This window comes from Vibrio sp. A37 (assembly GCF_059777565.1).
Genome location: NZ_JBLNLI010000005.1, coordinates 277707 through 297558 on the forward strand (window position 1 = coordinate 277707; position 19852 = coordinate 297558).

The 19852-nt window shown below is 37.9% G+C and carries 18 protein-coding genes; 16 read left to right on the top strand and 2 right to left on the bottom strand.

Annotated elements, in window-relative coordinates; genetic code table 11:
• The 10 genes from pseF to ACM2FC_RS11425 all read left to right on the top strand — a co-directional run bounded on the left by pseF (position 1) and on the right by ACM2FC_RS11425 (position 10818).
• Positions 1–684, top strand: coding sequence for a pseudaminic acid cytidylyltransferase (gene pseF / locus ACM2FC_RS11380; protein WP_498481024.1), 684 nt, complete (start codon positions 1–3; stop codon positions 682–684).
• A 10-nt stretch (positions 685–694) separates the two neighbouring features.
• Entirely contained in the window at positions 695–2197 is a 1503-nt protein-coding gene (gene pseG / locus ACM2FC_RS11385) for a UDP-2,4-diacetamido-2,4,6-trideoxy-beta-L-altropyranose hydrolase (protein ID WP_498481025.1), read from the top strand.
• 7 nt (positions 2198–2204) lie between these two features.
• Positions 2205–3254 (top strand): pseudaminic acid synthase, encoded by a 1050-nt coding sequence (gene pseI, locus ACM2FC_RS11390; RefSeq protein WP_498481026.1) that lies wholly within the window; start codon positions 2205–2207, stop codon positions 3252–3254.
• Between the two features lie 543 nt (positions 3255–3797).
• Positions 3798–4862, top strand: a complete 1065-nt coding sequence (locus tag ACM2FC_RS11395; protein WP_498481027.1) for a hydroxymethylglutaryl-CoA lyase-like TIM-barrel protein — start codon at positions 3798–3800, stop codon at positions 4860–4862.
• Complete coding sequence (locus tag ACM2FC_RS11400; protein ID WP_498481028.1) at positions 4859–6208, top strand: class I adenylate-forming enzyme family protein; 1350 nt, start codon at positions 4859–4861, stop codon at positions 6206–6208. The genes ACM2FC_RS11395 and ACM2FC_RS11400 overlap by 4 nt, the downstream gene beginning before the upstream one ends.
• A gap of 64 nt (positions 6209–6272) precedes the next feature.
• Positions 6273–6827, top strand: coding sequence for a hypothetical protein (locus tag ACM2FC_RS11405; RefSeq protein WP_498481029.1), 555 nt, complete (start codon positions 6273–6275; stop codon positions 6825–6827).
• Between the two features lies 1 nt (position 6828).
• Positions 6829–7494, top strand: coding sequence for a cyclase family protein (locus ACM2FC_RS11410; protein ID WP_498481030.1), 666 nt, complete (start codon positions 6829–6831; stop codon positions 7492–7494).
• Positions 7494–7724, top strand: coding sequence for a phosphopantetheine-binding protein (locus ACM2FC_RS11415; protein ID WP_498481125.1), 231 nt, complete (start codon positions 7494–7496; stop codon positions 7722–7724). The genes ACM2FC_RS11410 and ACM2FC_RS11415 overlap by 1 nt, the downstream gene beginning before the upstream one ends.
• A gap of 3 nt (positions 7725–7727) precedes the next feature.
• Positions 7728–8510 (top strand): AAC(3) family N-acetyltransferase, encoded by a 783-nt coding sequence (locus tag ACM2FC_RS11420; RefSeq protein ID WP_498481031.1) that lies wholly within the window; start codon positions 7728–7730, stop codon positions 8508–8510.
• A gap of 1015 nt (positions 8511–9525) precedes the next feature.
• A complete protein-coding gene (locus tag ACM2FC_RS11425; RefSeq protein ID WP_498481032.1) occupies positions 9526–10818 on the top strand; it encodes a DUF4910 domain-containing protein in 1293 nt (430 codons plus the stop codon).
• A gap of 386 nt (positions 10819–11204) precedes the next feature.
• Here the strand turns inward: ACM2FC_RS11425 and ACM2FC_RS11430 are convergent, their stop codons facing one another.
• Positions 11205–11360 (bottom strand): hypothetical protein, encoded by a 156-nt coding sequence (locus tag ACM2FC_RS11430; protein ID WP_498481033.1) that lies wholly within the window; start codon positions 11358–11360, stop codon positions 11205–11207.
• Positions 11361–11496: 136 nt separating this feature from the next.
• Positions 11497–12207, bottom strand: coding sequence for a class I SAM-dependent methyltransferase (locus ACM2FC_RS11435; protein ID WP_498481034.1), 711 nt, complete (start codon positions 12205–12207; stop codon positions 11497–11499).
• A gap of 478 nt (positions 12208–12685) precedes the next feature.
• On the opposite strand from ACM2FC_RS11435, the gene rfaD reads away from it, so the two are divergent.
• The 6 genes from rfaD to waaF all read left to right on the top strand — a co-directional run bounded on the left by rfaD (position 12686) and on the right by waaF (position 19840).
• Complete coding sequence (gene rfaD / locus ACM2FC_RS11440) at positions 12686–13627, top strand: ADP-glyceromanno-heptose 6-epimerase (protein ID WP_498481035.1); 942 nt, start codon at positions 12686–12688, stop codon at positions 13625–13627.
• A 386-nt stretch (positions 13628–14013) separates the two neighbouring features.
• Positions 14014–15180 (top strand): nucleotide sugar dehydrogenase, encoded by a 1167-nt coding sequence (locus ACM2FC_RS11445; protein ID WP_498481126.1) that lies wholly within the window; start codon positions 14014–14016, stop codon positions 15178–15180.
• A 16-nt stretch (positions 15181–15196) separates the two neighbouring features.
• Positions 15197–16966 (top strand): bifunctional glycosyltransferase family 4 protein/polysaccharide deacetylase, encoded by a 1770-nt coding sequence (locus ACM2FC_RS11450; protein WP_498481036.1) that lies wholly within the window; start codon positions 15197–15199, stop codon positions 16964–16966.
• A 34-nt stretch (positions 16967–17000) separates the two neighbouring features.
• Entirely contained in the window at positions 17001–17561 is a 561-nt protein-coding gene (locus tag ACM2FC_RS11455; RefSeq protein WP_498481037.1) for an acyltransferase, read from the top strand.
• 21 nt (positions 17562–17582) lie between these two features.
• A complete protein-coding gene (locus tag ACM2FC_RS11460; protein WP_498481038.1) occupies positions 17583–18809 on the top strand; it encodes an O-antigen ligase family protein in 1227 nt (408 codons plus the stop codon).
• Entirely contained in the window at positions 18806–19840 is a 1035-nt protein-coding gene (waaF, locus tag ACM2FC_RS11465) for a lipopolysaccharide heptosyltransferase II (RefSeq protein ID WP_498481039.1), read from the top strand. Before ACM2FC_RS11460 ends, waaF begins: the two co-directional genes overlap by 4 nt.
• Positions 19841–19852 lie beyond the last annotated feature (12 nt).

The window sequence follows — 19852 nt, forward strand, 5'->3', positions numbered from 1 at the left end:
ATGAAGCTCGCCATTATTCCTGCTAGAGGTGGTAGTAAGCGCATTCCTCGTAAGAACATCAAAGAGTTTCATGGCAAGCCGATAATAGCCTATTCTATTGAAGCTGCGTTGCAATCAGGTTGCTTTGACAAGGTTGTTGTTTCTACAGATGATCAAGAGATAGCAAGTATTGCGCAAGCGCATGGAGCGGAAGTGCCCTTCATTCGACCAGCCGAGATTTCTGACGACTATGCTTCGACAATAGATGTTATACACCACTCTCTTTTATGGTTTCAGAAAAAAGGAGTGGAGATCAGCTGCTTGTGTTGCTTGTATGCAACAGCACCATTTATAAAAGCTGAAGACCTCGTGAAGGGTTATAAAAGCTTAGAGCAAGATGGTGTAGAATTTGTGTTCAGTGCCACAACTTTTGCTTTTCCTATTCAAAGAGCTATAAAGATAGCTGATAACGGTGGTGTAACTATGTTTTCTCCAGAAAACGAATCTATTCGATCACAAGATTTAGAAGATGCATATCATGATGCAGGCCAATTTTATTGGGGAAGTAAGGAAGCATTTGCGCAGAGAAAATCCATTTTTGCTCAGCATTCTCGCGTGGTTTTGTTACCACGTAATCGAGTTCAGGATATTGATACTCCTGAAGATTGGGAGTTTGCGGAAAAATTGTTTAGCTTAGCTAGGTAGCAATATAGAAATGAATGTCGTATTCCGCACTGATGCTTCGACTTTGATTGGCAGTGGTCATGTTATGCGTTGCTTAGTTTTGGCTGGCGAATTACAACGATCAGGTTATCATGTTAAGTTTGCATGTATACCTCAGCAAGGGGATATGATTGCTTATATCCAGAGCAAAGGCTTCCATGTTATTTGTCTTTCCTCACCAACGAAAACGCTTAAACCACAGCATGATACCGACTACCTAGCTTGGCTACAACGACCAATTATTGACGATGCAAAGGACTTCATTCGTAACGTAGGCGCAGTAGATTTGATCGTTACGGATCATTATGCAATAGGCTTCCAATGGCAGCGGCTTGTTAGAGAGCACTTCTCTTGTAAATTAGTCGCCATTGATGACTTAGTAAGAAAACATTGCGCTGATTTAATAGTTGATCAAACTCTAGGAAGGGTTTCATCGGATTATGCTGGAGACATAAGAGTATTAGCGGGAAGCCAGTACGCAATGCTGTCTCCTCAATTTGCAGTCCAAAGAGAACTTTCACTAGACAAGCGTTCATGCCGCCAACGACCGAAGGTCTTGATATCGATGGGAGGTGTTGATGCTCCCAATGCTACCTTATTTGTTTTGAAGACAATGATTGACAAAATAGAAGCAGATTTTACTGTTCTATTGAGCCCTAGGGCACCACATTATTTGAAGATCAAAACATGGTGCTTACAGCACCCAAATATAACTCATCTTGACTTTATAGATGAAATGGCTGTGCTTTTGTCAGATCATGATGTCGCTATAGGGGCACCTGGAACAAGCAGCTGGGAGCGAGCATGCCTAGGAGTACCCAGCATCATTATACCCTTAGCTGACAATCAAAATGATATTTGTAAGGCACTGGTTCGACATAATGTTTCTATCGCTACTTCCATAGAAGAAATCGACTCAAAAATAGTAGCTTCGTATAACTCAGTACTTCGAGGTTGGAATGAGTTTCATGCATCTAGCTTTAGAATCTGCGATGGGCGTGGTGTAAGAAGAGTAAAACTAGAAATACAGCGACTGCTCGAAAATAATACTACCTACGATATTGAACTAATTAATGCAACCGATGAAGATACTAAATTGATATATGAATGGCAATGTCATCCTCGAACTCGAGAATTTGCTTTATCCTCCACAATACCAACATGGGAAGAGCATGTTAATTGGATGGATAAAAAGCTAACACAATATGGTAGCTACTTCTATCTTATCAAGGATATAAAATTAGGAAAACCACTAGGCGTTCTGCGTTTAGATAGAATAAAGCCAAAGCACTATTTAGTCTCAATTTTTGTAAGTCCTGAAAGTTATGGGCAAGGGGTGGCAACAAAGGCTTTGGGTTTAATTGACATTTTACATCCAGACATAGCTTTAGAGGCGACTGTATTGACAAACAATCTAGCATCGCAGAAATTATTTGAAAACGTAAAATATCAGCGAATTTCACCGGAACTGTTTATTCGCGCCCCCATTGAATGAGTTAAATATGAGACCTTTTATCACCATAGATGGCCGCAAAATTGGCCCCGATTTCCCCCCTTATATTATTGCTGAACTATCTGCTAACCATAACGGTGATATCAATCGAGCATTTCAGATAATGGAAAAAGCAAAAAATGCAGGAGCTGATGCGATAAAGTTGCAAACGTATACGCATGACACAATCACAATAAATTGTGAAAAAGAAGATTTTCAAATTCATGGCGGTTTGTGGGACGGCCAAACATTATATGAATTGTATAAAGGCGCCCATTTGCCATGGGTGTGGCACAAGCCACTATTTGACAAAGCAAGAGAATTAGGCATCACACTTTTTAGCTCTCCGTTTGACTTTACAGCGGTAGACTTGCTTGAAGAACTTGATAGTCCTGCATATAAAATAGCGTCTTTTGAATTGATTGATTTACCACTTATTAAACGAGTAGCACAGACTGGTAAGCCAATGATAATGTCAACAGGTATGGCTAACGAATCAGAAATTGGCGAGGCTATTAATACAGCGAGAAACAATGGCTGTCATGAGCTAATTGTATTGCATTGTGTAAGTGGCTATCCAGCACCAGCAGAACAATATAACCTAAAAACTATTGCCGATATAAAAGAAAGGTTTGATGTACTTTCAGGGCTATCGGATCATACTATCGACAACGCGACAGCTATAACATCTGTTGCACTAGGAGCGTGTTTAATTGAAAAACATGTAACTTTGGACAGAAGTGGAGGAGGACCCGACGATAGTTTTTCATTAGAACCAAGAGAGTTAGCTTCATTATGTCGAGATACAAAGATAGCGTGGCAAGCTTTAGGGGATATAAATTATGAACGAACCGAAGCAGAGAAAGGCAACGTAAAATTTCGTCGCTCATTATACGTAGTTAAAGATATTAAGAAGGGTGAGATGCTAACTGAGAAACATATAAAGTCAATTCGACCAGGTTATGGCATACCACCCAAATATATAGATGATGTCTTAGGTAGTATTGCCTCTGAAGACTTATGCTTTGGTCATCCTTTGAGCTTTGATGACTATCAGTAGTTGAAATAAATCTTGAACATAAACATACTTTCTGGATGACTTAAATCTAAAAGGTTAAGTAGTGGCGATTTTGGTCTATTTTAATTTTCTACTAGTGCCAAAATCAAGTGTAATGGTTTAAGCCTGAAAACAAAATTTTATTTAGCAAGATAAGTCAATCACTTAAAAATAACAACATGACTTTGGTGAATCGATACCCAAATGCTAGCGTTCAACGATGGAGGTGTTAAATAGATGGGCAGCCCACCTTGTAAAGTTAGCATAACCTTAATTCGATTTACTGATGTCACCCAATGTGGGGGAAATTCGTATAATCATTTCTGATATGGAAATAAAAGCCGTGATGTTAGTGAAGTTATAAAGAATAAATAATAGCAATAAAAAGATAACACTTTAGCTTCAAAAAATGGAGTCACTCCTCAAAGCCTTCCACTAGATATTCAAGGCTCGAGAAAGTTGGGTGTCTGGCCAATTAGAAATTATAGACTCCTTTAAACAGGAATTTTTATCTAATTTATCAAATTAAGTTAAAAGGTATGAAATATGAAAGTCCCAACGATTCTTGAATGTACACTACGTGATGGAAGCTATGAAATTGATTTTCAGTTTTCCAAACAAAATTCTGATGCTATTGCCCTTGCGCTTGATGAAGCTGGTTTTGAGCTAATAGAGGTAGGTCATGGTGTTGGTTTAGGCGCTACAGAGAAAGGTATTGGTGTTGCCCTAGAGTCTGATGAAACTTATATGAAGTCTGCAGCAAAGTCAGTACGAAATGGCCAGTGGGGAATGTTTGCTATTCCTGGAATTGCAACGCTAGAGCATCTAGAAATGGCTAAATTCTATGATATGGACTTCATTAGAGTCGGCTCAACCATAAAAGATTTTGCAAAAAGTGAAGCCTTTGTTACTTCTGCAAAATCAAAAAATATGATGACTTGCGTTAATTTTATGAAATCGTATGCCGCGAAACCAGAGGAGCTAGCTTCAGCAGCAAAGCACGCATTTGAAATGGGTGTGGATGCAATCTATGTCGTAGACTCTGCAGGAGGAATGCTACCTAATGAAGTAAAAAACTACATACAGGCGATTTTAGCTGAGAAAACAGATGCTCTTATTGGCTTCCATGGGCACAATAACCTTGGATTAGGGGTTGGCAATGCATTAGCTGCTATAGAAGCGGGAGCAACCATAATTGACACCTCTTTACAAGGATTTGGACGCAGTGCAGGCAACACTACAACGGAACAAATGCTGGGTTGCCTCGCTCGTATGGGATTAGAAGGAAATATCGATCCCATTAAGGTGATGGACATTGGTGAGGAACTCATTAAACCAATGATAGAAAAACGTGGGTTAACTTCAATAGACACCATTTCTGGCATGGCTTTATTCCACTCAAGTTATATGCCCGTTATACATGAGATGTCTACCAAATATCGCGTTGACCCTCGACTACTTATATCTTCAGTATGCTCAGAAGATATTATCAACGCAGAAAATAGCTTAGTCGAACGTCATGCAAAGGCTATAGCTGATGCTAACACCAGTAACGGTGCATGGAAACCTAGTTACAAAAACTACTTTATTAATGAGCAAGCGGAATTATGATCGATGTTAATAATATCTTGAAAGGCGATGATAACAAAGTTGCCATCGAATATAACGATATCAAAATTACATATTATGAATTCAAGCAGAAAGTTGCCACCTCGGGTCACTTACTTGATCGATTACAGCTATCTACTGGTTCAAGAATATGCCTGAAATTAAACGACCCAATAGAATATTTTGTTTTGCTTTTATCCTGTTTCGTAAAAGGCGTTGTAGCGTGTCCTTTATCCGATACATACTCCAACGACTATGAGCAAACCATTCTTAAAATATTCCAACCTGACGGTTTGTTTACAAAAGAAGGAGTGTTCCTTTCGTTTACGCCAACACAACGTAACACAAAGGATAGTTTAAATTCAATGGCTTTAGTCACCTTCACTTCAGGCACAACTGGTATACCAAAAGGTGTATGCCACTCTATTGAAGGGCTAATAAAAAGTGCTGAAGCATTCAATAAACACAGTCACTTAAACGCCGAAACTAAAATGGTGCATGTCATGCCTCGGTTTTATATGGCAGGTATACTTAATACATTTTTGTCTCCACTTTTAGCAGGAGGAACGGTTACGGTATGCGATCCTTTCTCTGCTATGAATGCCTCATTAATTTTCAAAAAATTTTACGAATACAAAGCCAATACAATTTGGTTAAGCCCTTCAATGCTTCTATTGTCTTCGAAGATGACTCAAGATCCAGAAGTCATAGCATGGTTGGCGAAAAATACACCAAAAATCTTTATAGGCACAGCGGCCTTACCGCTGCAGACCAAAAACTTTTTCAAGGAAAAATTTTCATGTGAGGTATTAGAGAGCTACGGAACTAGCGAACTTTTATTCATTTCATGTGCGTTGCAGGGAGAGGAGAATTCTGAAGGTGTCGGTCGCATAATCGAAGGTATCAGTATTACATTTGAAGAAGATGATGAGGTGTTAGTTGATTCACCTTGGAGTATGTTAGGTTATTTAAACGCAGAGGGAAGTGGAGAGCAGACTGGTGATATTGGAAGGATGGACAATGGGCTTCTTATGATCACAGGAAGAAAAAAAGATTTGATTATCAAGGGCGGGCAGAATATTAGCCCTAGATATATAGAGGAAGCCGCGCTGAGCTATGAGGGTGTCGAAGAATCTGCTGTTGTGGCTCGTTCGCATCCTTTTTGGGGAGAAGTACCAATTTTGTATGTCTTGCCAAACGATATATATTGCGAGCAGTCTTTGAAGAAGTTATTAAATTTTAAGCTTTCGAAAGAACAATATCCTGACAAAATATATACCGTTGATTCTTTCCCAAAAACAGCAACGGGTAAAATCGTAAAAAGTAATATTGTTTTAGAGTATAAATGAAATGATTATTGGTTTTTCTCATTTAACTTTTAACTCTTTAAATGCTGAAAAAGAACTTAAGCAAATGAAAGTTAAGGGATATTCACTACAGTTTTCAAGTTTTGATCTACCGAATCACGATTTAAAAAAACCGCTGCTCGATGATTTTTATGAAAAACATGATATCCACATGTTGCATCACCCTAAGAAATATAATTTGGAAGTTATTAATCATCATAGCACTAGGAATCAAATTCAAAACCGACTATTTATGAAGGGCGACGATACCATGTGTGTCGTGGTCCCTTCCGGGACAATTGAACAAGAAAGCCGGTTCTGGGAAAAACTAGGCTTTAAAGGCAATGGAAGCTGCGCTTACCTAAAAAGGCCTGTACCAGCTTGGAACATTGCACTAGAATTCCAAGAATCCTCCTCACCCTTAGTTGAACAGAAATTGGACTTAAACGGTATCACATCCATCGCTTTCATAGCTAAAAACCTTGAAGGTTGCATAGAAGTGGTAAAAGATAACATATCTTGGTTCTCTGGCACTTTTGAGCTCAGCGTCAACTCAAAATCGCTATCAATTGTCTTAATGCGCTCACCAACTGGAATAATAGTCGAGTTAATTGAGGTTTAGAATGAAAATTACAGATTTATCTATGGTATTAGAAGAGGGTATGCAAACATTTGCAGCCCATTGGCACCCATTTTACGAATCAACGCAATTGGGACGTCATGGTATTGAAAACCGGGAAACTAGAAAAATAATTCTAGGGACCCACACTGGCACACATATAGATGCCCCTCGTCACTTTATTTCTGGTGGTAAAACAGTTGAGGATATTTCTCTAGAGCAGTTAAATGGACAGGCACTCATTGTAGATTTTTCTGATCTCCCTAATAAACATGAGATTACTGAAAAAGAGCTGATACAAAGACTCGACAATAAATGCCCCGAGCGTTTGATTGCTAGGTTTGACTGGGATTTACAGTTAAACACAAACGAATACTATACTGAACATGCTTTCTTCTCAGAAGAAGCATGCCAGTGGTTAGTAGACAATGGTTGTAAAGTAATTGCTTTAGATACCCCTCAACCTGACAACCCTCTTAATGGGCGCGGCGCTGAAAAAGATGCCCCAAACCATAAGATCTTGCTGGGAGCCGGAGTGGTGATCGTCGAGTACTTAATTAATATCAGAGAGATTGGAAACGAAAATATCACCCTCATAGTTGCTCCATTGAAAATAAAAGATGGAGATGGTGCTCCTACTCGTTGTTTTGCTATTGAGGAAATAGAGTGATGGTTCTAGAAAAAGTACTATCATGGTTTGTAAGCCAATCAGGCCAATTGGACTTTGACGTAAATGCAAACTACTTCGAACTAGGGTTAATTGATTCTTTCGACATAATTTTATTAATGGAGTTCTGTGAATCTGAATTTGGTGTTGTGTTTTCAGAAACTCAGTTTGAAGACAGACGCTTCTCAACTATTGTTGGACTTGTCGAGATTATCAATGAGCTAAGGAGATAAACATTGATTTCTGGATACACTCTGGACGAACTCAAACAAGCAATGAAAAATGTTGGCGTCAAAGAAAGCGATATTCTTTTCTGCCATAGTAACGTTGGCTACTTGGGCTTCCCTGAAGGCGCTAAAAATAAACCTGAAGCATTGGAAATGATTTATTCTGGTATTAAAGACGTTATTGGGGATTCCGGTACTTTGGTTGTTCCAACATATACATATTCTTTTGGTCAAAAAGAAACTTTTAATGTAGATACATCCATTTCAAATTGTGGGCTTTTTTCAGAGTATATTAGGTGTTTACCAAATTCATATCGTAGTAATGACCCCTCTGTTTCGGTAGCCGCTATTGGAGCGAAAGCTGAGCTTTTAACAAACAATGTTGATTACAACGCGTATTCTGAGCAAAGTGTCTTCGCACGCTTGGTTAAAAATAAGTGCAGACTTTTTAATATAAATTTTGATGCGGGAACTACTTTACTTCATTATTTTGAAAGAAAGTATAATGTTCACTACAGATATGATAAAAGCTTTTATGGTAAGTTATTCTCTAACGGTGAATACCGAGACGCCACTTCTATTCTTTGGGTAAGATCTTTAAATATCGATGGCTCTGAAGCAAGTTTTGAGAGATTTAATAAGTACGTTTCTGAAAAAGGACTCTACTTAAGAAGTAATGTTGGACGAGGTAATGTAGGAAGCATTTCTATTGAAAACATTGAACAGTCTTTTGTAGAATTATTTAAACAAGACAAGTGGTTTTTGACCATGAGGGGACTCCTGCACCGGTAGGAGCAGAAAGAGCCATATCTTTTTGAACAGGAATAAATCTCCTTTGCCCTTTGGTTTTAAGATATCAGGTAATGCGAAGGTTATAGTAAGGTGTTTACAAGTAAATTCTCATAATTTACCAAAGCCCAAACATTTCTAAATATCAGCCCATGAGAAATACTTATGGCTATAGTGACGAAGTTAAATCTCGATAAACGTCTATTTTTGTCTCGTCACTCTAGCTCAAAAGTCAAACGCTGTTAAGTTAAATGAGAACATTTATATGACGGCTGAACTGCTCCGCTAATTTTGTACACCGATTTAAATGAACACAATCCCAAAAAAACGATACATGACGAGTAAAAAACTCATAATCATTCTACTGAGTTCAAAGAGGAGCCACGAAGCTAGTAAAGAAAGTTGGGAGTTCTCCGGCAAAAAGATAGCTACCCTTACATGAAACATATTTGAGAACTAGCTCAAGCTTGCTTAATTCTGCCCCTTATTGCTGGTAATCCAGCTAAAAAAAGGTTAGTAACATCTCAATATGTAACTACAGACGAGAGCTAGCTGTATACTTTTGGCGTTGGTATCATAGCCTTATTATAATCGGCAACGGCCATGATAGAAACGATTGCTCTTTAGGTTATCAAAATCCGATAATTGATTACAATGTGCTCAAGGTGTTAGTAAAAAAGAAAATTGGTAAACAAACGCGTGTCTTTTATTCAAAAATTGGTAAGAGCATATCGTATGATACCGATAATAGTTAAAGATGAGCTAGGTCAAACAGCTCTCAAATACATTGAGACTAATTATAATCGAATGAGAGCGAACAAAGCTCTTGGGCATTTAAGTCCAATTAACTTTGAAAAGTAAAATGGCACGAAAAGGATTATCCTGTCCGGCTGACATATATTACTAGTTGGCAGACGATTCTCTATGTCTTCTCAATAATGAATGTAATCATTAGTTAGTACCCATACTTAATTATCCCAAAGAAGGATTATACAAATTTATTTTAAGAGGATTAATTATGACAGTTGGCAATGAAATGCATAATCTCTGTAAAGAGCTATGGCCAATCACAAGAAGCATTACCGGAAATGGAGTAAGAGAAACGTTAAGGATCCTTCAAAAAGAACTACCAGATCTAAAAATCTACTCAGTGGAATCTGGCACCAGTGTGTTTGATTGGCAAATTCCAAATGAGTGGAATATATCAGAAGCCTATATTGAAGATGAACAAGGCAAACGAGTCGTCGATTTTAAAGAAAATAACTTGCATGTTGTGGGGTACTCTATCCCTATAGATAAATTGGTTGACTTAGAGGAACTTGATAAGCATCTATTCTCACTTCCAGATCAACCTGATGCTATACCATACGTCACTTCCTACTACAAGGAGCAGTGGGGATTCTGTCTGACTCATAAAGTCAGGCAACAACTTCGAAAGCAGCAATATCATGTTGTTATCAAGTCTGTTCTAAAACCGGGTGTTCTAAACTATGCTGAACTCATTATCCCTGGTAGAAAATCCCAGGAAGTTTTTATTTCAACCTATATTTGCCACCCATCCATGGCAAATAATGAGCTCTCTGGACCAGCAGTAACAACTCAACTGGCAAAGTTCATCCAAAATAATGGGGATAGAAACTACACTTATCGCATTGTATTCATTCCTGAAACAATCGGATCTATTACTTATTTAAGTAAAAATGTAGAGCACCTAAAAAAGAATGTTGTAGCTGGTTTTAATGTAAGCTGCATTGGTGATGAACGCTGCTATTCGTACTTGCCTTCCAAAAATGGAAACACCCTATCAGACAGGGCAGCTATTGCCGCACTCAAAAGTATTGATAATAGCTTTAAACGTTATACATGGTTAGACAGAGGAAGTGACGAAAGACAATATGGAGCACCTGGTATCGACCTCCCGATGGCAACAATTATGCGTAGCAAATATGGGGAATACCCTGAATATCACACCTCACTAGATGACTTAACCAATGTGGTTACTCCAAATGGTCTCGAAGGTGGCTTCAACGCACTAAAAACAGCCATAGAAATTGTAGAGTCTAATATTTATCCAAAAGTCAAAGTTCTATGCGAGCCTCAACTTGGAAAACGAGGCCTTTACCCAAACCTGAGCACTAAAGATTCAGGAAAACAAGTAAGAGCGATGATGAACTTAATTACATATAGTGATGGCACAAAAGATTTACTAGAGATAGCAGAGTTAATTGAAGAAAGTTATATTTCATTATTAAGTATTGTTAAGAATCTAGTAGCTGCTGGGATAATGTCAACAAGTACAAAAAGTTTTTAAGATAAGTAATCTTCGATAGCACTCGTCACAAAATATACATCACTTACTTAGGCATGTTTGTTGTTACAATTTGGGCGATAAAGATCTATTGTTTACATTTGCTAGCTAACACAGTTTAGGACGCTTAGTTCTTACACTATAAATGGACCCACTCTTATAGCAAGAGACAATCAGAACAACTTCTGATACTCAACCTATCCCATGTATTCGGCTTTGAGTATCAGATTCACTCGCCATGATGGAAATCCGAGCATCGTTTTCATATCAATTACCACGGTTTCAATGAGGCCTTGGTATAAGCTGAGCAACATATTGAAGGGCAATTATCATGACGATATACTCGAACTGCTTAAAAACAGATCCAATAATGACACGCTCCGTAAGTTTCAATGGCAATAGTAAAAGGCCTCTTTATCAGCGAAATCGCTCACCAGTTTGTTTCTTGGCAGTTTGGCTTTTCTCAGTGTGCGCCCAAACGCATCCTTCTCAACAGTATGAAAGGTAGAATTGGCTTTATCTAAACCGACTATTGCGCTTGTCATAGGCTCCTCTCTTACTGTTATTGGTTGTCTTTTTCATCAATCAATATGGCTCATCTAAAGTCGATTCGATAGAGAGGGTCTATTACATCAATTTAAACAATATAGAGCCCTAAACGCATTGTAGATCCAAGTTTTGTTACTTTGGTCTTACATTGCCGATATTTTTATCTAGTTTTTTATTTGCTACAAATACAAACCATTTGTAAGCTAAACCAAACCATTCCATTTCAATTGTTGCAAGCCTAAAATCTGTAAAATAATCATTAAACGATTCCACCACTTCATCTTGATTCGACATACAACGCATGACTTGTCCATTTCGCACACCAAAATAGTCCTCAGTTACAATCCTGTACCCAGGTTGCTGATAAGCATCACTATTTTTAAAAATAAAACATTCACTAGTAGGCATGCTACATACAAATGTTCCTCCAGGTTTAATAACTCGCGCCATTTCAGAAACATGTGATGCAAAATCAACATTACCTTCATCCATGTAGTAACATGAGTTCCAAGAAAGTAATACATCCATACTATTCTCATCAAAGGGGATCGAACTTGCTCGACCAACTCTAACATCGCAGTTAATATCTCTCTCAAAAAGTAGTGATGATAATTTGTCAACAATCGGCTTTGATATTTCGACTGCATGGCACTCAAACTTTAAGGAATCAAACAACTGGATGTGCCTGCCATCCCCAGCCCCAAGATCCAACACTTTAGTCCCCTCACCTAAATGACCAAGGTCTAGATTCGGAAACTTACCTTTAAATATACGAATGACTCCTTCTGCAGGGTATGCTACGTTGGTGTTTTGTTTATAAACATTATTCCAATTATTTATCATTTAAAATATTTCCTTCGGGAGAATAAAATACTGCGAACAGATTTGAACCTTAAAAACTGACGCTTTCCAATCAGACTCAGATCATTCTACGGCATTTAGTTTTCAGTGTTAACTGATCATAGATAACTGTCTTGTCTTGGTATGTGATTACACATCAGAACTGTTATGACGACTTCAGAGAAATCTTACTTTAAGCGTACACAACGCGATTACACATTAGGCTTATTACATAATGATAGAACTGAGTTCTACTCCAACATAAACCAAATACAAAGTATGTATTCCCACAGTTAGACTCAGTGACCATGGCACTACCAATGCTCGAAAACTTACGTTAAGCCTGCTGGCTATTTAGCATAGCAAGAAATCAAACTCATCGTTTGAATCAAAGATTAAGTAACCAGGAGCCTACTTTTCCGTTTTTTTATTTAAGTGTTATAATTTCACACTTCAAATAACTTGAGAATTGGGAAAAAGCATGATCATTGTAACTGGCGGTGCTGGCATGATTGGCAGCAACATAGTTAAAACACTGAATAAGAAAGGAATTAGCGAAATTTTAATCGTTGACAACTTAAAAGATGGTAAGAAATTTCAAAACCTTGTCGACTTAGATATTGCTGATTACCTTGATCGTGATGACTTCCTTGCTCAAATTATGGCTGGCGACAATTTCGGCCCAATTGAAGCTGTATTCCACGAAGGTGCATGTTCTGCAACTACAGAGTGGGATGGAAAGTACATGATGCTAAATAACTATGAATATTCTAAAGAGCTTTTGCACTATTGCTTGGATAGAGAAATTCCGTTTCTTTATGCGTCGTCTGCAGCTACCTATGGTAAAACTAACAAATTCATTGAAGAGAAACGCTACGAAGGCGCTCTTAATGTATATGGCTACTCCAAACAGCAATTTGACAATTATGTGCGTCGGATATGGAAGGATGCGGAAAAGCATGGTGAAAAACTATCTCAAGTAACAGGCTTTCGCTATTTCAATGTTTATGGCCCTAGAGAGCAGCACAAAGGTTCTATGGCATCCGTTGCTTTCCACTTAAATAACCAAATGAGTGCGGGTGAAAACCCAAAACTATTCCAAGGTAGTAAAAACTTTAAAAGGGACTTTGTTTATGTCGGTGACGTAAGTGCGGTTAACCTCTGGTTTTTAGAAAAAGGAGTCTCTGGAATTTTTAATCTTGGGACAGGAAAAGCAGAATCCTTCGAGGCAGTAGCCAAGGCAGTCATAAATTATCACGGTATAGGCCACATCGAAACTATCCCATTCCCTAAACATCTAAAGGGAGCATATCAGGAATTTACCGAAGCAGACTTAACTCACTTACGTTCTGTTGGTTGTAACCATACATTTAAGTCTGTCAGCCAAGGGGTGAATGAATATTTAACAATATTAAATAGTTAGTGCGCGCGAAGCTGCTCATAATTATTTCACAAGTTGAGATTGAGTGGGTTATGCATGCTTTCGCTAAACTTTAAACAATTGAACCAATCCCTTTTTAATAGAGCACGTTTTACCGAGACTAGCGATGGCATTAAAATGGTTATCGTCACAGAGAGATTTAAGCCCTTTTCGACAATTAATAGATATCGATAACAGCTCAATGATTGGTGATTTGGCATAAAATCTCATATGTAATTGCGAACGCTCTGTCATTTGAAGACGGTTTCACTATCAGTGTAGCCCTCTTTATAGTTTAGGAAAGCTTAAACTATGTTCTTATGCTCTTTATCAATACACAGTCCTAATGTAACCTTGAATACGTTAGCTGGAAACAAGTGGAGAATATGTTGAAAATTACAGTTGTAGGTAGTGGATACGTAGGGCTTTCAAATGCTCTACTATTGGCAAAAAATAATGAAGTGATATCTTTGGATATTGTGGAAGAAAGGGTAGAAAGCTTAAATAAAAAGATATCTCCTATCTCTGACGCAGAAATAGAACGCTACTTAACAGATGATACTATAAACTTTACTGCCACGTTAGATAAAAAAATAGCTTATAGTGATGCTAACTATGTAATTATTGCAACACCTACGGACTACGATCCTACTACAAATTACTTCGATACATCCTCTATAGAGAGTGTTTTAAGCGACATCAGCACGTTCAATAAAAATGCTGTTGTTATTGTTAAATCTACGGTACCTGTCGGCTATACAGAACAGTTAAGGCAGAAGTTTTATCCCACTGAAATTATTTTCTCACCTGAATTTTTGCGTGAAGGCAAAGCTCTGTACGATAATTTAAACCCTTCTCGAATTATCATAGGTGACACTAGTAATAGAGCAAAAGAATTTGCAAGCCTTCTAGTTGAAGGCGCTGAAAAAGCAGATATTCCCGTTTTATTTACTAGCGCAACAGAAGCTGAAGCAATAAAGCTTTTCTCGAATACCTATTTAGCCATGAGAGTTGCTTATTTCAATGAGCTCGACTCTTACGCAGAAACTCACGGCTTGAATAGCCGACAAATTATTGAAGGTGTTGGGCTAGACCCTCGAATTGGAAATCATTACAACAACCCTTCTTTTGGTTATGGTGGATATTGTCTGCCTAAGGACACTAAACAATTACTTGCGAACTATAAAAATATTCCTAACAACCTTATTACAGCAATAGTAGAAGCCAATAAAACTAGGAAAGACTTTATCGCAGACGCCATATTGAAGCACAACCCGAAAGTAGTTGGCATCTATCGTTTAATTATGAAGTCAGGTTCTGATAACTTTCGTGTGTCTTCCGTGCAAGGCGTAATGAAACGACTTAAAGCTAAAGGTGTAGAAGTAATCGTCTATGAGCCCAACCTTGAAGAGAAGCATTTTTTTAATTCGAGAAAAGTAGTTAGCCTATCTGATTTTAAGCAAGAAGCGGACGTTATAATCTCAAATCGAATGGTAAAAGAGCTTATGGATGTATCCTCTAAAGTGTATACTAGAGACCTATTTGGTACAGATTAAAAATATTTAGCTAAAGATGAATATACTCATGGCACTATCCCAGTTGGAAGTAACTGGTGCTGAAGTTTACGCTACAACTCTAGGTAATGAGTTAACTCATCGAGGACATACTGTCCACTATGTTTCCGATACGCTAACAAAGCCACATAAGGGTTCTTACCATAAACTACGTTTTAATAAGCGCAGTATCGTCCAGCGTTTTTGGCAAGTTGGACGTTTAGTTTACCTAATTAGAAAACATCAAATTCAACTCGTTCACGCTCACTCACGTGCTTCTAGCTGGAGTTGTCATATCGCTTGTAAGATAACAAATACCGCTATGGTTACTACGGTGCATGGTCGTCAACCTGTTCACGCTTCTCGTAAGCGGTTTCATGCTATGGGTGATAAAGCATTACCTGTATGTGAAGCAATTTACGAGCAGCTCATATCAGAGCTTAATGTACCAGAAAATGCTCTAATTGTTAGCAGGAATGGCATTGAGACTAACCAATTTGCATGGAAATTGCCACCGAACAATAATAAGCCTGTTATCAGTATCATTGGGCGCTTAACAGGACCTAAAGGCGATCTATGCTTTCGGTTACTCGACGAATGCTTGGATTTTGAAAATCATCATATACAAGTTATATCCGGTTCAGCTATAGAAAAGCGTTTTAAAAAATTTTTAGGAAAGGCACAGTTTATTGGCTACTCTAAAGATGTGCCAGCAATTATGACGTCTTCTGACCTCGTTATTGGAGCTGGTCGAGTTGCGATAGAATCACTACTTTGTGGGAGACCTACATTGGCAGTAGGTGAAGCAAAGTCTATCGGAATAGTTAGCGTAGACAATATCCAAACTGCCATGGCTACAAATTTTGGCGATATCGGACCCAAAAACCTAGATATAGACTTTGCCAAACTAAGTCATGAGATACAAAAAGGGCTTCAAGAAAAGCACTGCTCAAAACTATTGACCGAACAGTTAAAGCAAGTCTATAACCTAAGCTCTGTTGCAGATCAGATAGAGAATATTTACCAAACTGTTTATGTTGAGAAATTAAAGCGTGAAATCCCGGTGATCATGTATCACCGGTTTATTACAAGCGATGATGATAAAGGAGTACATGGTACATACCTTCATATAGACATGTTGAGAAAGCACTTTAAACTTCTTAAGCGCATGGGTTTTGAAACTCTTACTTTTGAAGATATCGCACGTGAAGGGCTAATGCACCGTTTAGACCCACAAAAACGATATATCATTATTACTGTCGATGATGGATATAAAGATAACTACGAGCTACTATTACCTCTCCTAGAAGAATATAACTTTAAAGCCGTTATTTATGCTGTTTCAGGTGAATCTTTTAATCGTTGGGATGTCGAGGTACCAAGCAACATAGAGAAGAAATTACCTCTCATGACTCATGAGGAGATAATAAATATTTCCAACTCAGGGCTTGTGGAGATTGGTGGACATACAACCTCTCACCCCCATCTAAATAAGCTCAGCATTTTTAAACAAGAAAAAGAAATTATCGAGAATAAACGTATTTTGGAATCTTTAATTGGTAAGGAGCTCACTTCATTTGCTTATCCTTATGGTAGTCTTGATGAAAATACTAAGACACTGGTAAAGAAGTCTGGTTATAAGTTCGCAGTAGCGACTAACAGTGGCCCATTACTTTTTCATCAAGATCTACTGCAAATCCGACGAATTGGTATTTTTCCAAAGACATCAACATTTGGTTTGTGGCGAAAGGTTCGAGGCAACTATTTGTTTAAAAAAGTAAAACATTAGACTTAACATTAACATGGGTAGAGGTTGCCTATTTATGAGCGGATTTTCATTTATAAACAAGTTAAGAAATAAGATAAAAGTGGAGTCGAGTAACATTATAGAGATCGGCCCTGATTGTCGTATTAGATACTGTAATATTTATGTTGCTGGTAAAAATAATCGACTTGTATTTGAGAGCGGAGCTAATTTAAAACGGGTTAGCATAGAGTTAGTCGGTGAAAATTGTACAATAATTATAGGTTCTAACTGTGTTATCGGCGAAAATTGTTATTTGTCTTGCCGAGAAAAAAATACTGAGCTAACTATCGGCCAGTCTAGCATGTTTTCTAGGAACGTAAAACTTATGACAAGTGATGGGCATAATATTACTATCAAAGGTGAAAGGGTGAACCCCGCAAAAAGTATTCATATAGGGAAGAATGTTTGGCTAGCAGATAGTGTAACAATTTTAAAAGGTGTTACCGTTGGAGATAGTTCGATAGTAGGAATTAATGCAACATTAACAAAAAGCATCCCTAATAATTGTACTGCGGCTGGAAACCCTGCCAAAGTCGTATCTAAAAACACACAATGGTCTGAGAAATTAAACTATTAAGAAGAGCACAGTAAACTAGACATGTTACCTTATAAATTAGATGAAAATCAAATACTAAAGATTGGTATTTTTTTAGTACCCGCATTACTTCTTAGTACACCTAACCTTTCAGTTGTAATCATAGCTTTTTTTGTTATTTATTCAATTAAATACACTTTAATAAATAAAGTTAAATTCTCGAGCTTTGATAAATTAGTTTTTTTTAGTTTGGTGTTTTATTTCATATCCCATATTCCAAATGCAATTGTAGATTTAGGGAATTTTAGATATTTTAAAGGAGGTTTTCGGCTTCTCCTATGCATACCTATCTACTTCATGCTCAAGGATAAAATAAAGTCTGGGGTAGACATTAAAGCACCTCTTGCATGGGGAGTGTTTATTGGTTCAATGGGGGCATTACTAATAGCTCTATATGATTTTTATATTTTGAACGAGTCTAGGGTTAATGGGTTCTTATTTAGTATTAATTTTGGATATTTAGCCTGTTCACTTACGTTTCTTTCACTTTGTCTTATTAGCTATATTAATAGACGATATTTACTCTATATAGCCTTCTTAGCAGCTGGAATTTCAACAATACTAACAGGCACTCGCGGAGCTATGTTCGCAATGCCTATTCTGTATTTATTTTCTCTTGCTTTATCCTGGAAGAGCACATCTGTACGAACTCACGTAATTTTTATATCAATAGTTGCTGTGTTACTTTTTTCATCATATGCAATAAGCCCAACTATAAAAGAGAGAATAGACCTTGGTATACACGGAATATATCAAGTAGCGCAAGGTAAGAAAAACAACAACCAAGCAATTGAAGGAAGAGTGCTCCTTTGGAAAGCAGCTTATTATGCATTCAAAGAGAGCCCAATTATTGGCTTAGATTACCCACAAAGAGAAGAACTAAATAAAACGCTATATAAAGAAAAAAAGGTTGATAAATGGGTAGGATATGATGTTTCGAGAGGCCATGCACACAACCAATACTTTGAAATGCTCGCTAGCAGTGGTGTCTTAGGCATCATTGCCATTTTCGCCATGCTAGTCTTACCATTTTACATATTCCTCCGACATTACCTTAAAACTAAGTGTCAAATTTCGCTAACTGCATGTGTTTTTGTATTTGGTTTTATGATTTACGGCCTAACCGAAGTACCACTAATGCAAAACTTAATTAGTTCATACTATGGGTTTATGTTAGCTTTATTTTTCGCTTACATTAGCCCTAGTTATCTCGAAGAAAAAGCCTCATGAACATTTTAGTTATCGGTCCTTCATGGGTCGGCGATATGGTAATGTCGCAAAGCTTGTATTCTGAGTTAAAAAAGTTACGTACTGAAGCGAGTATTACAGTACTCGCTCCTAAATGGGCCAAGCCAATATTGGACAGAATGCCTGAGGTTGATGAAAGCCTTGAGATGCCTCTTACTCACGGAGAGTTTAACCTCCGTGAGCGTTTTAATATTGGACGACAGTTAAAGACGCGATCTTTTACTCATGCCATTGTACTACCCAACTCAGCAAAATCTGCCCTTATCCCCTTGTTCGCTCGAATTCCAAATCGCATTGGTTGGAAGGGAGAGTTTAGGTATGGATTACTTAATGACTTAAGAAAGAACAAGCGAATATTTCAATACATGGTTGAGCGTTACGTCGCACTAGCACACTCTAACGAGAGCATGCTTGAGAAGGTAAAGCTAAATCAATGCTCGAAACCAAACCTGCTCGTTAATGAAGCAAGCAAACAAGTTGTCTTGAGCAAGCTTGGCCTTTCTCTAAATAAAGTTGCCATAGGTATATGTCCCGGAGCAGAGTTTGGCCCAGCTAAAAGGTGGCCAGACCAATACTACGCTCAGGTAGCCCAAAAACTTTTAGAAAATGGCAAGCAAGTGTGGATTTTTGGTTCTCAAAAAGATCGTGAGGTCGGACAAAAAATTCTTGATGCGATACCTGAGTCATTACGGGCGTTTTGTTTCAACTTAGCAGGTCAAACCACATTAACGGAAGCACTCGACCTCCTCTCCGCGTGTCAAACGGTTGCAAGCAATGACTCGGGCTTAATGCATATATCTGCTGCAGTTGGCTGTAACATTGTTGCCATATATGGCTCTAGCTCACCAAATTATACACCTCCTCTTACAGAAAAGTTGCAGGTTGTGCATACTGACGAGGAATGTCGGCCTTGCTTCAAAAGAGAGTGCCCTCTTGGACATTTAAATTGCTTAAATAAGCTCCCGCCTCAAAGAGTTATAACGGCAATTGAAAGCTTCGACTTCTCTGGCTAAATTACTTTAAAC

What these genes read in the sequence shown, in the direction of transcription:
- pseF (WP_498481024.1), top strand. Translation starts at nt 1, where the DNA reads ATGAAGCTCGCCATTATTCCTGCTAGAGGTGGTAGTAAGCGCATTCCT.
- pseG (WP_498481025.1), top strand. Translation starts at nt 695, where the DNA reads ATGAATGTCGTATTCCGCACTGATGCTTCGACTTTGATTGGCAGTGGT.
- pseI (WP_498481026.1), top strand. Translation starts at nt 2,205, where the DNA reads ATGAGACCTTTTATCACCATAGATGGCCGCAAAATTGGCCCCGATTTC.
- ACM2FC_RS11395 (WP_498481027.1), top strand. Translation starts at nt 3,798, where the DNA reads ATGAAAGTCCCAACGATTCTTGAATGTACACTACGTGATGGAAGCTAT.
- ACM2FC_RS11400 (WP_498481028.1), top strand. Translation starts at nt 4,859, where the DNA reads ATGATCGATGTTAATAATATCTTGAAAGGCGATGATAACAAAGTTGCC.
- ACM2FC_RS11405 (WP_498481029.1), top strand. Translation starts at nt 6,273, where the DNA reads ATGAAAGTTAAGGGATATTCACTACAGTTTTCAAGTTTTGATCTACCG.
- ACM2FC_RS11410 (WP_498481030.1), top strand. Translation starts at nt 6,829, where the DNA reads ATGAAAATTACAGATTTATCTATGGTATTAGAAGAGGGTATGCAAACA.
- ACM2FC_RS11415 (WP_498481125.1), top strand. Translation starts at nt 7,494, where the DNA reads ATGGTTCTAGAAAAAGTACTATCATGGTTTGTAAGCCAATCAGGCCAA.
- ACM2FC_RS11425 (WP_498481032.1), top strand. Translation starts at nt 9,526, where the DNA reads ATGACAGTTGGCAATGAAATGCATAATCTCTGTAAAGAGCTATGGCCA.
- ACM2FC_RS11430 (WP_498481033.1), bottom strand. Translation starts at nt 11,360, where the DNA reads ATGACAAGCGCAATAGTCGGTTTAGATAAAGCCAATTCTACCTTTCAT.
- ACM2FC_RS11435 (WP_498481034.1), bottom strand. Translation starts at nt 12,207, where the DNA reads ATGATAAATAATTGGAATAATGTTTATAAACAAAACACCAACGTAGCA.
- rfaD (WP_498481035.1), top strand. Translation starts at nt 12,686, where the DNA reads ATGATCATTGTAACTGGCGGTGCTGGCATGATTGGCAGCAACATAGTT.
- ACM2FC_RS11450 (WP_498481036.1), top strand. Translation starts at nt 15,197, where the DNA reads ATGAATATACTCATGGCACTATCCCAGTTGGAAGTAACTGGTGCTGAA.
- ACM2FC_RS11455 (WP_498481037.1), top strand. Translation starts at nt 17,001, where the DNA reads ATGAGCGGATTTTCATTTATAAACAAGTTAAGAAATAAGATAAAAGTG.
- ACM2FC_RS11460 (WP_498481038.1), top strand. Translation starts at nt 17,583, where the DNA reads ATGTTACCTTATAAATTAGATGAAAATCAAATACTAAAGATTGGTATT.
- waaF (WP_498481039.1), top strand. Translation starts at nt 18,806, where the DNA reads ATGAACATTTTAGTTATCGGTCCTTCATGGGTCGGCGATATGGTAATG.